This window comes from Bifidobacterium magnum, assembly GCF_000741255.1.
GTDB lineage: Bacteria > Actinomycetota > Actinomycetes > Actinomycetales > Bifidobacteriaceae > Bifidobacterium > Bifidobacterium magnum.
In genome coordinates this window covers 78,820-93,258 of the sequence record NZ_JGZB01000011.1, presented here as the reverse complement: position 1 = coordinate 93,258, position 14,439 = coordinate 78,820, and the positions used below count along the sequence as shown (strand labels likewise).

The 14,439-nt window shown below is 56.6% G+C and carries 10 protein-coding genes and 1 tRNA gene; 3 read left to right on the top strand and 8 right to left on the bottom strand.

Going from position 1 to position 14,439, the window contains the following annotated elements:
- Positions 1 to 180 precede the first annotated feature (180 nt).
- The 6 genes from BMAGN_RS07375 to BMAGN_RS07350 form a co-directional block, all read right to left on the bottom strand.
- Complete coding sequence (locus BMAGN_RS07375) at positions 181 to 1,542, bottom strand: polysaccharide pyruvyl transferase family protein (RefSeq protein ID WP_022860183.1); 1,362 nt, start codon at positions 1,540 to 1,542, stop codon at positions 181 to 183.
- Positions 1,543 to 1,558: 16 nt separating this feature from the next.
- Complete coding sequence (locus BMAGN_RS07370; protein ID WP_022860182.1) at positions 1,559 to 2,935, bottom strand: ABC transporter ATP-binding protein; 1,377 nt, start codon at positions 2,933 to 2,935, stop codon at positions 1,559 to 1,561.
- Positions 2,935 to 3,801 (bottom strand): ABC transporter permease, encoded by an 867-nt coding sequence (locus BMAGN_RS07365; RefSeq protein WP_280510015.1) that lies wholly within the window; start codon positions 3,799 to 3,801, stop codon positions 2,935 to 2,937. Before BMAGN_RS07365 ends, BMAGN_RS07370 begins: the two co-directional genes overlap by 1 nt.
- A 54-nt stretch (positions 3,802 to 3,855) precedes the next feature.
- A complete protein-coding gene (locus tag BMAGN_RS07360) occupies positions 3,856 to 5,745 on the bottom strand; it encodes a DUF6020 family protein (RefSeq protein ID WP_022860180.1) in 1,890 nt (629 codons plus the stop codon).
- 312 nt (positions 5,746 to 6,057) lie between these two features.
- A complete protein-coding gene (locus tag BMAGN_RS07355; RefSeq protein WP_022860179.1) occupies positions 6,058 to 7,929 on the bottom strand; it encodes a glycosyltransferase family protein in 1,872 nt (623 codons plus the stop codon).
- 61 nt (positions 7,930 to 7,990) lie between these two features.
- Positions 7,991 to 9,001 carry a glycosyltransferase family 2 protein gene (locus tag BMAGN_RS07350; RefSeq protein ID WP_081640916.1) on the bottom strand — a complete coding sequence of 337 codons (1,011 nt, stop codon included), beginning with the start codon at positions 8,999 to 9,001 and terminating at the stop codon, positions 7,991 to 7,993.
- Between the two features lie 157 nt (positions 9,002 to 9,158).
- On the opposite strand from BMAGN_RS07350, the gene BMAGN_RS07345 reads away from it, so the two are divergent.
- A tRNA-Ser gene (locus BMAGN_RS07345) sits at positions 9,159 to 9,246 on the top strand.
- A gap of 91 nt (positions 9,247 to 9,337) precedes the next feature.
- Here BMAGN_RS07345 and BMAGN_RS07340 read toward each other — a convergent pair.
- Both BMAGN_RS07340 and BMAGN_RS07335 read right to left on the bottom strand, forming a co-directional pair.
- Positions 9,338 to 10,405: an acyltransferase family protein gene (locus tag BMAGN_RS07340; RefSeq protein WP_022860177.1), complete on the bottom strand. Its 1,068-nt coding sequence runs from the start codon at positions 10,403 to 10,405 to the stop codon at positions 9,338 to 9,340.
- Positions 10,406 to 10,520: 115 nt separating this feature from the next.
- On the bottom strand, positions 10,521 to 11,750 hold the full coding sequence (locus tag BMAGN_RS07335; RefSeq protein ID WP_152593294.1) for a hypothetical protein: 1,230 nt from the start codon (positions 11,748 to 11,750) through the stop codon (positions 10,521 to 10,523).
- A 396-nt stretch (positions 11,751 to 12,146) separates the two neighbouring features.
- Here BMAGN_RS07335 and BMAGN_RS07330 point away from each other — a divergent pair, with 396 nt between their 5' ends.
- Entirely contained in the window at positions 12,147 to 13,517 is a 1,371-nt protein-coding gene (locus tag BMAGN_RS07330) for an ABC transporter permease (protein ID WP_022860175.1), read from the top strand.
- A gap of 2 nt (positions 13,518 to 13,519) precedes the next feature.
- Entirely contained in the window at positions 13,520 to 14,428 is a 909-nt protein-coding gene (locus tag BMAGN_RS07325) for an ATP-binding cassette domain-containing protein (protein ID WP_022860174.1), read from the top strand.
- The last annotated feature ends 11 nt before the right edge of the window (positions 14,429 to 14,439 follow it).

Below are 14,439 nucleotides of genomic sequence, written 5' to 3'. Positions count from 1 at the left end.
ATTGCAAAGCATTAGAGTGCCAGTCTAACTGTTTGATCAATGGATTTTCAAGAACTATATGCATTTCGCCATTTCTTGAGACCGCGAAACGGACGGGCACCCGAACGAATGATATATATAAAAACGCGCGGAAGATAGCGGTTTTCACCATCTTCCACGCATTATGTACATTTCTGGCTGTTACGGACGCATGGGATACAGCACACTTGCCGTCTTACGGATTTCGTCACGGTACGTGAAGCGGACGGACGGATCCTTGAATCCCGGACCAGGCTGCGGAATATCGGTATCGCCCACCGCACTCTGCGTCCAACGCGAACCCATGCGCAGCACGGCCTCATGCTTCACGTCGTAATAGCCGGGCTCCACTACCACATAGGTGCCTTCACATCCCTTGGCCGCCGCCAACAAATGCGGATGGTATCGCGTGGACAGCCAACGTTGGCCTTCGCGAGCCGGGAAGCCCTCTTCAAAAATGATTTGCATCGGGAACAGGCGCGGACGGTAGCCGGCTTGCGTGAGCATATCAAGCAGCGGACCACATTCGTAAGGAATACATTCGACCACGCCGATTTCCGCATCCGGCGCCACGTTCCACGCCTCTAGAATGCGGCGCACGTGTTCGAACAGCGGCTCACGGCCTTCCACCATGTCTTCCTGAATGCACAGCATAATGTCCGGCAAACCGGCCGGATCGGCATACACGCCTTCCAATCCGTTGACAAAGCAGTCGTCGGCGGCGAGTTTGGCCGGGCCGTCCTCGCCATTATTGACGGCCTCCAGGCTATGTTCGTCACGGCAGGTGAACGCTTCCAATGTCTGGGCCACTTCACGTACGAAATGCAGATCCTCGTCCTTAAGCGGCACAAGGCCTGCACCCGTGGCGATGGACGGCATACCGTGGCGCTGCGCCCACAATGGCGCGGCCAAACGAGCGAGATTCGCCACCCACTTGCTGTTCATATATCCGCCACCAATGGCGTGCATGGTGGCCACATTGTTGCGGATGAGACGGATCCCGGCCGCAACGCGCGCGGCGCGGCCCTCTTCATCCAGGGAACCCGTCACATGGTTGGCGATGTCTTGTACGGGAATATCGCGGTGCACTTCAGCTTGTTCCACGAACGAATTTTCCACCGTCATGCGGGCCACGGTATCTGTGGCCTGAAAATGCGGATGATACGGACGCAGCAACGCCGTGGCCGGACCCGGACGCATGCAGTCGAGCACCACAGGCGTCTCGGGATCCACATGGGCGAGGTATTTGAGCCATTCGCGCGTAATGAGCTCATCGCCGTAATTGGGGAATCCCGCTTCACCGATCAGGTAATGCACCTTCTTGTGCCGATGCTCGTTGATCACGAGATCGACCATTTCGTGGCGCGATTGCGCCAATTCGGCGCTCATGGCGCCGAGCTGACGTTGCAATTGCGCATTCTCATGCATCATGCGTTCCAGCATTTCCTTCATGTATTCCGCATCGGAATGGAAGGAACGGCTCGAAACGGGCAGATGGTTTTTAATAATGTTGCGTAATCCCATGTCAGCTCAGCTCCTGTCAGACGTTTTCGTCGCCTGCGTGTTCCAGTTCGGCTTGGTCTTCCTTCTTGCGGGCCTCACGCTGGAGTGCGGCGCCCTCCTCGGCTTCCTTCTTGGAAATTTCCGTGAATTCCAGAGCGCGATCGGACAGCAGCGCGTAATTGCCGTTGCGCTTGTCACGGATCACGAACGTGCAGGAATTGTCGTCGATGGCCACGCCAACGGCGTCCGTCATCTTCGGGTTGCCCGGCGTCGGAGTACGAAGCGAGGTGATCAAGCGGAACTCGCCATTGTTGAACAAGTTCAATGGCAGTTCAAAATACACGGTGCGATGGCCGTGTTCCTTCATCTTGAACACGCGCGGACCCGAATCATACGTAATGCCGCCACGACGAATATCGTGCATGGCGATGGCCAGGTAGAAGTCGCCCGGCTCGTCGTACTGGTATTCCACGGCGAAGCGGAACGTGTCCGAACTCTTGAGCAGCAATGGCGAAACGCCATAGGTGCGCAGAATCGGGCAACGCGCGTTCAAGCCGTTGGGATATGCCTGGCCTTCGGCCAATTCCTTGGCGTGGGCGGCCTCTTCCTTGCGCTGCACTTCCAGGTTGGCGAGCGTATAGCTCTCGGCCACGGTTTCCGGATCGCCCATGGCCGCGACTTCGCCGTCCTGAATGAACATGGCGCGCGAGCAGTAGCGCTTGACGGCGCCCATATCGTGCGTCACGAGGATCACGGTCTTGGTCGGATCGTCACGAACCTTGTTGAAGTAGTCGTCGCACTTGCGCTGGAACGCCTCGTCACCCACGGCGAGCACTTCGTCGAGCACAAGGATGTCGCCTTGGGCCTTGATGGCCACGGAGAACGCCAGACGCACCTGCATACCGCTCGAGTAGTTCTTGAGCTTCTGATCCATGAACTCTTCAAGTTCGGCGAACTCCACGATGTCGTCATACATCGCGTCCACCTGATCCTTGGTGAAGCCCAGCAGCGCACCGTTCAAATAGACGTTTTCACGGCCCGTAAGTTCCGGATTGAAGCCCACACCAAGTTCAATGAACGGCACCAAACGGCCATGTACCTCGATGGAACCGGAATTCGGGTAGTAAATCTGGGAAATGATCTTGAGCAGTGTGGACTTGCCACCGCCGTTACGACCGACGATGCCGAAGAACTCGCCCTGATGCACCTCGAAAGACACATCGCGCAGCACCTTCTGTTCCTTATAGCCCTTGATGCCGCGGGTCCAGTTGATAAAAGCCTGCTTCAAGCCCGTGGCCTGCTCCGTGGGAAGCTTGAACCACTTCTCCACATGGTCGGCCTTGAGCACGACGGGCTGGTCCTTATAGTTCTTGCCCGTCACCACGTCAATTTTTTCCACGTTCTGCTCGCTCATTACATAACCTCCGCGAACTTACGGCTGTTCCTGCGGAAGATATAAATACCGAACCACAGCAACGCTACGGTAATCACAAACGGAATCGCCTTGATCCACCATGCGTGGAACGTGTTCCAAATGGTCGGCTGCGTTTCCGGAGCGATGAGGTTATGGCGAATGTCCTGGATGGACTGCGCAAGCGGGTTCAGCAGTTCCAGCTTGGCCAAATCCGCATACATGCCGCCCCTGTCCACGACATAGGACAACGGGTAAATAATTGGCATGCCATAGAAGATGATCTGCTGAAGCACTTCCCAAATATGGGAAATATCGCGGAAGTACGCGTACATGGTGGCGAAAATCAATGCAAGCGACAGCGACACCACATACAGTTCCAATACGTTGAACGGCACCAGCAACACGCGCCAAGTGAAGTGCACGTGGCTGAACAACGCGAAGATCAGCACCACCACATAGTTGATGGCCAACGAAATCAGGGAACCAATGGAGGCGGAAACCACCACGATGTAATTGGGGAAATGCACCTTGCGCAGCAAATCGCCCCTGTCCACAATGGACCGCAAACCGATGCCGACCGTTTCCGTCACAAGCTGCCAAGACGAGATACCCAGCAACAACACCACCGGGTATGTGGGCGTACCGTCGCTCATGCGCAGGAACTTCGCGAACACGACATACATCACGACGAACAGCATCAGCGGCTTGAGCACCGACCATGCCACACCAAGGAACGAACCTTGGTATCGCATCTTGAAGTCGGTTTTCACGAGTCCGCGCAACACGGTCATCGCGTAACCATAACGCTGATGGAGTCGTTCCCCGAGCGAGGTATGCGATTCCGTTTTTACCGTTGATTCACTCATAATGATAAATCCTATGACTATGCAAAGCCTTTTTCTCTATTTCGGGCACTCAGCCTATTGTTTGGCGTCCCGTGTACGCCGTGTGAGAACCATGAATGCCGTAGCGGCAACAAGCACCGCCTCGAACGCCAACGGCCATGTATATCTGAATTGGTGCATGGGCTGAATGATCATCGAACCCATCGTTATCATAGTCGGCAGCAAATACAGCAAATTGTGGTATCTACGCAGCGCCAGGCAGAGCAATATGGCGAGCACGGGCAGCCACAACGCGTAGAATCCCTCGGACATGAACAGCGACAGCACGGGGGTGCCGCGCATCACATAGTAGGTTTCTTCACCCGTCTCCTGCTGGCTTGACAGTTCATGCTCACGGTATTGCGGCAGGATCATGTCGCCGCCCTTGTCTGGCCAGCCCCAATGGACAAAGAAGCCTTCGTCGTAGACGCCATTGACCAAGAACGGCGCATATACCCATGGCACGGCGTCGAAATACGTGCCCGGATGTTCGAGACCTTCATGGATCCACGCCTTGAAGAACGCGCCCACCTGCTCGCCCGTGGCCTCATGGTTGAAGCAATCCTTGCTGTCGTCCGAAGTGCCCGTAGTGAAGCGGTCGCGCAGCTCCTCAGGAGAGCAGCTATATACGGCCTCAATCGCACGCTTGTCCTGGGCATCCATCGAATTTCCGAAACGGATCAGGACCGCGGCGGACTGTTGCAGCGGAATGGCCATCATTTCCTGCTTGCCGCCCGGATAAATGTGCAGCAGCGGATATGCCACTTTCGGGATGGCGAAAGATGTGGCCATAACCAGCACCAGCACAATGCCCGTCACCACCCGGCGACGCAAGAAAATCACGAGCAACACCAAGGAAGCGGCGATCACATAGATACCGACCTTCTTGGTCAGCCCGCACACAATGGCCAACGCATAGAAACCGGCCAGGAACCAGAATCCCAGCTTGTTGCCCATTCGCACGCGGCGGATATATTCCACATACATTACCGACCAGGTGATAAAGAACGGCAAGAACGTGAGGTCTTTGACCACGCTCATGGCCAAGCGGCCGTAAATCGGCACGAGCATGCAGAACAGCGTGGCCACTACGCCGAATTTCCAGCTCAATCCAGGCCTGCTTGAGCAGTAGGTGATCATGATGCCGAAAGCGATCGCCAACAGCACCATGTGCAATGCGGCGAGCAGCCACAGGCCCAGGGCCTCATTGCCAATCTGGACGCCGAACGAATCGAACCATCCGTACAACAATGTGGTGAGCCACGGATGGTGGTCGCTCATGGCGTATTGCGAAGGCAAATATTGGCGCGAAGAAGGATCCCACGCATGACCCGTGCGGTACCACACGAGCTGGGCGATTGTATCGGGACCAATATTCGCGGGCCACATCAGGAATCCCCACGGAAGCCACAGCACGAACACGGCCAGCGCCACGAGGAACACGTTGCGGGCACGGAACGAATTGAACAATGGGCGCGCCCACCGCCACGCATGCCACCATGCTTGCGAGAAACGCTTCCCCATCGTTCGCGCGGTCAACGTCTGGTCGTCATCATGCGTATTGCGAGAAGATTGGCGCTTGCCCTGCAACAGCAAGATGACCGCGGAAAACAGCCATGCCACCAACGCCGAGAAGAACAGTAGTACGGGAATCCAGCGGCACGATTGATATACGAAATAATTGACCCAATATCGCGGCACGGGATCCACGAACTCGGCGCCTGTCAGGATCTTGCCGGCTCCCGCAAACGTAACGGACCAGCTGAGCAGTACGCCGCCAATGCAGGAATACACGCGCAACCGTGCCGTGGAACGCAACCATGCCAACGTGGCTGGAACGTTCACGGCCGCCACCAGCAGCGCCACAAGGGCAGTCCACGTCGCATTGAAGACGCCCACTTCCATGGCGCCTTGCGATACGGACATCCAGGCTCCACGTGTCAATCCGCTAGCTGTATGGTACGGAGTGAACATACTGTAGGTGACGCCGCAACCCACCAGCAGGCTATAGATCGCCAGCCATACGGCACCCTTATGGAACGTATGTTTATGGATATCCTGCAATAGTCGCGCATCGGTCAACGATTTCGTAGACTCCGCCACTGATCCCCCGCTTTCTTGCGCCGCCACGCCACGGCCGTGACATCTTACTCATGAAAAACCGTAGGAACGCCATGCCACCATGCCATTCCTACGGTTCAAACGATTCATTGCATATGAATCACTGTGACGATCACGTCAGTCCATCTTCAGGTAGTGCTTCCAGAACTTCACGGACGTGAGCATCGGAGCAGCAGCCTTGTATTCCTTGTCCAGACGGTCGATGTTCGCCTTGTAGTACTTCAGGTCGCGCGCGTAACGCTTCTTGATGGCGGCGTAACGCTTGACATCCTTCGTGCGGATGGCGCCCTTGCGGTTGTACCAGTCGATCACGATGATCTTGTTCTTGCCGTGCAGCACGCCCGCCGGATATACCCAGCCGAGCGCGGGGATCACCACGTAGCCTTCGCCTTCGGTCTTGATGAAGCGCTGGCCGTTGTCGGTAAGCAGGTCGTTGAGGCGTTCGGCGATCGTACGCGGCTTGTCGGAATCGATAAGCTGGCGGTCGATGTCTTCAATGTTGAAACCGGCCAGCTGCGGGTCCTTGGAAGCCATTTCCTGCAGCTCTTTAAAGTTGACGAGCTGTTCCTTGTGCTTGTTGGCGGCCATGAAGCTTTCCTCGGCCTGTCCCGGACGAGCGATGAAGCTCGGTCCCTTCAGGAAGTCCTCGAAAGCGTCGAGGCACAGCTCGGCGTTTTCGTAGCCGAACTTCTTGAGTTCCAGGCGTACGTTGCGGTGCAGCTCGGCCATGAAATCCGAGTCCATGGCGAAGTCCATCGTCGCCTTGGCGATCATCGTGTTACGCGTGGTCTGGTAACGCTCCACGGCGGCGTTGTAACGTTCGTGGAAGCTCATGTGCCAGACGCACAGGCTGTTCATGGTGATGAATTCGGTACCGCAACGCACGCCGTACTCGGCGTCGTCGCAACGCACGAAGAATGGCAGCGGCAGGCCGTTCTTCTCAATCACGGAAATCGGGATGCAGCAGTACCACCAAGCGGCGTAACGGTTGCCGTCCATGAACTTGAGAGGACGGTAGATCTCGTTGAAGATGATGTCTTCGAACTGCGTCAGGCGCAGGCCCGGCTTGCACGGGGCGAACGTGCCTTCCTTGGTCATGAAGCCCGTGTCTTCCCACTGGTCCTCGCCGACCTCGTAGTTGAGCATGGCGCCGCTGATCATGGCGTCCTGGTGCTCCGGCTTGAGGATGCGCAACAGGTTGTACGTGCGCTTGATGGATTCCGGGGACACGGCCACGTCGTCGTCCATCAGCAGGATGTTCGTCGCCTTCGGCGTCTGTTCCATGGCGGTGATCATGCCGCGCGTGAAGCCGCCGGCACCACCGACGTTGTCGTTCGGGACCACGGTGATGCGTTCGCTGCTCAGCGCTTCGGCGTCAAGCGTGCGGCCGTTGTCCATCACGTACATGTGGAAGTGGTTGGCGATATCGTCCTTGGAATCGACAATGTGAGACTTGATGAGGTTCACATTGTTGATGATGAAGCTTTCCTTCTTGAAGGTCGTGGTGGACAGCACGAGTTCCACCGGACGCTGTTCCTCGCTGAGCTCCAGCTCGTAGTAGCTGTTGCGGATCTCCACTTTGCCTTCGGTCACGATCTTGAAGCCGACGAGAACCATCTCGTCATTGACGACCAGCGGAATGTCCAGCGTCTGCCAGCTGCGGCTCGCATCCAAGTGACGCTCGGTGCCTTCCACGAGAATCGGGTGGGCAGCAAACGTATCCCCCATCGTCTGCTGAATCTCGCATGCGGCGCCCTTGAGTTCCAGATGCAGCGTGTACGCGGTGGCCGTGGTGTATTCGGCCAGCTTGCGCACGGACAGCGAGTTGAAGTACGTGGTGAAATCGTATTCACCCTTTGCGGTCATGACGCCATTGCCGGACTTCGCATCAAAGATCACCGGCTGGTCAGACGCGCAGTACAAAGACGGATAGCTTACAGATCGCGGGTTGGTTTCCAACAAAACGTTGGCGAATTTCATTGACGGCATGGTCTCTCAATCCTCATCGACGCTTGATTCATCGTTGTGTCCTCAGCAATCATAGTCTTACCTACTGAGCGCTGTTTCTACGGTCAGCGGATTGTTCCGCGCCGCTCGGGACTTCCTTGCTTCCGGTCTTGCCGTAATCGGAATGCACGGTCGACAGGAAAATGTTCGCGTTGAACATGAACTGGGCGCGGCCCTTATGCGCGTTAACCTGCAAAATAAGGCCCGTGAACCAGGAAATGATGCCGAACAGCATCAGCATCGTCGCGCCGATCAAAGTGGGGAATCGCGTTACCTCGCCCGTCTGCCAGAAGACGATGCACAGCCAGATGGCCAGGCCCAGACCCGTACCGCCCGTAAGCAGGCCGATAATGCCGAAGAACGGCAGCGGGCGGTTCTCGTAGGCCAAACGGAAAATCAGCGACAGCACCTTGAAACCGTCGGAGAACGTGGACAACTTGCTTTCGCTGCCCTCGGGACGGTCTCGATACTGTACGGGAACTTCAGTGACGCGCATCTTGTGGTCGAGCGCATGAACGGTCATTTCCGTCTCGATCTCGAATCCGTCGGAAAGTACCGCGTACGACTTGGCGAATAGACGGTTGAACGTACGGTAGCCCGTCATCACGTCGTGAATATCGGCATGGAACGTGTGGTTGATGAAGAATCGGACCAAACGGTTGCCGACATTATGGAACGGCCTCTTGTTTTCCGTAAAGTACGTGGAAGAAAGACGGTCGCCAACCACCATGTCCCAGCCGTTGTCCAAGGTTGCCAACAATTGGTGCACATCTTCGGCCGGATACGTGTCGTCGCCGTCGACCAGCACGTAACGGTCGGCGTCAATATCACGCAACATGCGGCGCAACACGTTGCCCTTGCCGCGCTCAGGAGAGAAACGAACGATAGCGCCGGCACGCTCAGCTTCTTCGGAAGTGCGGTCCGTACTGCGGTTGTCGTACACGTAAATGTCCGCATCCGGCAGTTCGCGACGGAAATCGGTGACCACCTTCGCAATAGTCTGTTCCTCATTAAGACATGGAATCAACACTGCCGTTGTTACATTCGCTGCCATTGTTTCTCTCCCAATACGCTCATTAATCTTACGCAATCATAGTCGTACCTACGGTGAATCTCCACGAAGCCTTGTGGCGAAACGCGACACGCGGTAGTTTGCGAACTTTTCAAATGCGCGGTAGTTTATACGAGTTGTCTCTTTGAGGGAACATTTTGGAGGATTCGCCTAGTGGCCTATGGCGCACGCTTGGAAAGCGTGTTGGTGTAACAGCCTCGCGAGTTCGAATCTCGCATCCTCCGCCATCAGGGTTTCGATTGATTCGAAACCCTTTTTTGTTATCCACATACAGATTGCTTGTGAATATGCGGATTCTTCTTTAGGGTATCCGCGGCCCTACTTCTTCTCTTCTTTCGCGATAGCCGTCTTTTTGGCCAGCACTGGATAGAACCACGTATTAATCTTCGGAATGTAATACAGCAGCCATGCGCCGGCCAATCCAATGACCATATGAATGCCAAAGCTGATAAAGACTAGCGAAACATCGCCCACATACGGTTGCAGGCGACGCAACATACTCATCCACGGCAGCACGTCCTCATCCACCAAATGCGCACACAAAATGGCAAGCGACGCGACGCCCGCCTTGCTGAGCGCCGTGCCCGCGTACGGCACATGATCAAGCCATTGAGAGATTCCGACTATGCACAATGTGCCGGCGATGCTGCCGGCCACAGCCAAACTCGGACGCAAGCCGTACTGGTTCATCGCCATGCTGAATCCCGTGAACCAATACATGGAAGCGGCCCAAATCGCTGCGGCCACGGCCCATATCCACGGATACTTGCGCACGATCTCCAACACGTTGCACTCGCGCGCCAAATATCCCAAATATACGAACGCCACCGCGCACATGCCCGACTGCAAACTCCACGGCAACCATACGTAACGCGACAGGAAATAGCCCGCAATAAAACTCGCCGCGACCCATACGGGCGTCCAAGGCAAACGCGCGAACAGATGCATGAACATACGAGCCCAGAACATCGCCAACAAGAACCAGATGGCGCCAATACGGCCAGAAACCTGCCATATGGTCTTGTCGGAGATGTCACCGCTGCCGTACCAGGCCGCCTCAATCCAGGAACGCAAGGTCGCCCACACGTTATATCGCAAGCAGACAGCCACCAATGTGGCGCCGACAATCACGACCAACGCCGTAAGAATATAGGTATACACGAGCTGACGGGCCTCTTTGCGCCATTGGAATTTGCGTTCGGGATGCATGAAATATCCGGCCAAAAGGAAGAACAGCGGCATATGGAACGAAAAACAGAACGTCATCAACGCGTTGGCGAGCGCCGTAGGCGAGGTCATCACTGCTTCCATCGCGGAGTGACCCAGTACTACGCAAATAATGCCGATGCCCTTAGCAATATCGAAGAATCGAATCCGCTGGCGCATACGTATATGACTTCCTGTGAGGCATTCAGTAACGGTCTTGATGATAGGACGACCACCCCGACGCATGCTAGTGGAAGATCAAGATTACCGTCCATTTGCCGCCTCCCTCGCCTGATCACCATGCCACCATCGCGGCACTCGCGTTGCGGCGTTGAGCCTGGTCATACATGGTTTGGGCGCGGTCTTCGAGCAGCATGAGCGCCATATGGCGCGCCTTGTGTTCTTCGGGAACGCGCGCGAGCATAAGCGCGGCCATGGAGTCCATGCAGTCGGTTGGGAATACCGTGTAGTCGCATGCTGTCAGCGGCAGCGCGGCAAGCCCTTCGCCATGCACCACATCGCAATAGCGTTGCAATATGGCGCACGCTTTGCGGAAGGTGTCCCGGTCGCGGCGTTCGAACGCTTGTGTCAGGCAGCTGCCGTCCGCAAGCAGCGAGTGCGCCACGCTGCGCAGAAAAATCGGATTGTTCCAAGGATATTGGCTTTCGTTTTCTTTCCTGCGCTTGTCTTCCCATTGATCTCCCCATGCTCTTTTGCGCTCGATCACGCTATCTTCACCATCTTCAAGACCTGCGGCGAGTTCGTCGGCCGTTGGGACATTGGTGCGCCGCCATAGGCCGATATAGGATTTGACAAGCCATTTGGCATCATAGAGGTAGCGCCGGCGCATGGCCTGATCGCTCCATTCGGCTTCGCGTTCCATGTCAATATTCGATTCATGAAGCCACGCTGCATATCCGATATCGCTGTTGATCTGCAGCGTATTGCCATATATTTCGAGCATTTCATAGTGACGGGCGAGATCCGCGTCCCATGAGCGACCCTTTTCCACACGTTGCAGTTTTTCCATGCCCATGCCCGTATGGCTTAACAGCAACAAAGCGATATGCGCCGCGCGAGGATCATTGGGCGCCCATTTCAACAGCGAATGCGCGGCAAGACGAATGCTGTCGGACACATAGTGGTCCGCGACGAGCCTGCTGAACGGCCGCCATTGCAGATACATGTCCGTATAGGCGTGAGCGGTTGCCAGATCTTGGCATACGCGGCCCGTACTCTGCGAGATGATGGCGTTTTCCATGGTGTCCACCAACCATGCGCCGAGACCGGCATGGCGGATAACCGTTGCGATACGCGCGAGATGAGACTGGCATTGGGCGAGAAGGGTGCGCTCGCCGCCATGGGCCGCCGCGGTACACAGCCCCGCCAGTCCTGTAGCCGCGAACAGTTCCAGCGCCTGATTGCGCACGTCAATCGGGCCGCATGCAGTGATGCGCGCTTGAAGCGCGCGTTGCAATTGTTTAAGCGCCTGTAAAAATTCTCGCGTATCAAGCTGTAAACGCATGGGTTCGCTCCCTCCCGCCAGTACCTTTATGCCCGTTTTGCTTTGCATCTTTTTGACGCGCACGTTTTGGGGTGTCTTCGATTCAAGGCTGGCATGCGATGGCGTGTAAGCGATAGCGCCAAGCAGCCGTGTGGAAAACCGGGGTTACGCATCGGTGGTGTTGTGGAAACAGGGCAGCGTTTTCCACATCTGCGCCAACTTCTGCATTTTGCGACAGACACGCCGCAGTTCACGTCTCAAAATGCAGAAGGAATATCCATTTCTTAACCACTTTCAGCTTTCTGCAAGGATTCCATGCGAGATTACGCAACGTAACCGCCATTACCTAAACTGACACCGTGACATGAAACGGCCGGCAAGCCGCGCTCGCCGGCAGAAGACAAGTGGGGATACGTTATGTTTGTTCTGAGAAACTCATGGGCCGCGCTCGGCCGCCACAAAGTGCGAGCCGTGCTCATGTGTCTGGTGGCATTGCTCGTAACCGTGGGATCCATTTACGGATGCACCGTGATCCATCAAAAGGATTACGCCGAACACCAGAGCTACGACGCCCTCACCCCCGCCGCCGTCATCCGTCCCACCGCCGCAACGCTTAAAGACCGTTCCGCCAGCGATTCCGCGTGGACGAAGCACTACCTATCTTGGGAAGACTACAACAAGATCTACCAGGCGACGGCCAGCAAGGATTCCCAGATCGGCTACACGATTGCCGAATCCGTGCCCGTGCGCCAATCCGACTCGGTCAAGGCCATCACCACAGCCGACGCGGACACGAACGAAAACAAGACGGGCGGCAACCTGACGCTGCAAAGCTTCTACACCGACCAGGCGATGGATGCCAACGAGTACGGCACCATCAAAGTCGTCGAGGGCAAAGACCTCAACTTCGAAAGCAACGAAGAGACAAGCGTGCTCGTCTCGCGCGAACTGGCCAACAAGAACGGTCTGAAGGTCGGCAGCGAAATCACGCTCGGCAACCCGCAGAAGGCCTCCGAAACCTTCAAGGTCAAGGTCTCGGGCATCTACGAGTACACGGACGCCGCTCCCACCGGATTCGGTGCCGACGCGAAAGCCGCCAAAGACAACCGCGACAACGTGCTGTACTGCACCTACTTCACGTTCGCCACAAACGGTCTGGACACCACGGACGGCAAAGGCTGGGGCATTCCGGACCTGAACATCGTGTTCACCACGCCCAACCCGGCCGGGTACGACACTTTCGTCAAGGAACTGCGCAAGGCCAAGGTCGTGCCGGACGGATACCTGATCTCCTCCCCGACCATCATCAAATATGAAAAGTCCATCGCGCCGCTCGTCGCCTCCAGCCGCAACATGCTCATCATGCTCGTGCTTGTCTGGTCCATCGGCGGCCTGTTGCTGTTGATCATGGTGCTTATGGGCTCGTGCCCGCGCCGCGATGAAATCGGCAACGCGCTGCTGTTGGGCGTCACCAAGGCGCGCCTCGGATGGCAGTTCATGCTCGAAGTCTTCTACCCGCTACTCATCGGCTGGGGTCTCGGCCTGATCATTGGCGGCACCACGGCCCACAGCGCGTGCTCGGCGCTCGCTTCCTACTCCATGCGCACGAACGGCGCAGTGATGTGGAAGGTGGTGTGGATCGGACTTGGATTCACGCTGCTCATGGCCATTATCGCCATGTTGCGCGTGGCGTTCTTCAATACGAACGAACTGTTCGTTTCCCCGTTCGAGCGCGATCCGCTGGAACACGAGCATCGTCACGAATTCACGGCAGAATCGGAGCACTGAAAATGACGGATACCACGAACCATACTGACGATTCGAAAGACCAGATTGCCGAATCGATCGATTATGAAGTGACGTTTGACGACGATCCGGACACGGCCATTCCAGCCGAACATACGGAAATCACGGAAATTTCGGAAACTCCGGACATGTCGGACAATGATACGAGCGCGCAGGCCGCGAGCCGTCTTGACCATGAGATGGAAGCGGAAAAACGTGACGTGCGCGAGTCCGTATTCAAGTCGTACCCGCTCTATTCATTCCAGAATGTCACGTTGGTCGAGCGCAAAAGCGGCACCGCCGTGCTCGACGGCGTCAATTTCGAATGCCAGGCCGGCCGCGCGTACGCGATTCTCGTACCGGACGACAATCCGCTCATGCACACGATGTTGCTGAGCGTGATGTGCGGCATCACATTGCCGAGCAGCGGCCACGTGCTGTCGAAGTCGACGAGTTTCGCGGAAATGGCGCCCGCGGAAATCCGCGGATACCGCCTCGGTCTGGTGATGCCGCAGTTCCCGATTCGCGCCGATCTTACGGCCGAACAGAACTTGCTGTATGCGATGGACGCATCGAACCGCAACTTCCTCAATACGAAGTCCGTCATCGCGCGCGACCTGCTCAAGAAGGTCGGATTCGGCACGAGCGACAGTGCCGTCACGTCGAACGGCACGAAGGCCGGCAAGCTGCCGCCGCTTGAGATGATGCGCGTGTCCGTGGCGCGCGCGATCAGCCGCGATCCGGAAATCGTGATTGCGGACGAGCCGTGCGCCACGCTAAGCGGCGAGGATTCCGACACCATGATCAAGCTGCTCAAAGCGCAGACGCACGGCCACAACAAGAGCCGCGCCGTGATCGTGGTGACGGAGGATCCTCAAGTCGCACGCAAGGTCGGCAACGTCATCAAGCTGTAATTGCGCTCATT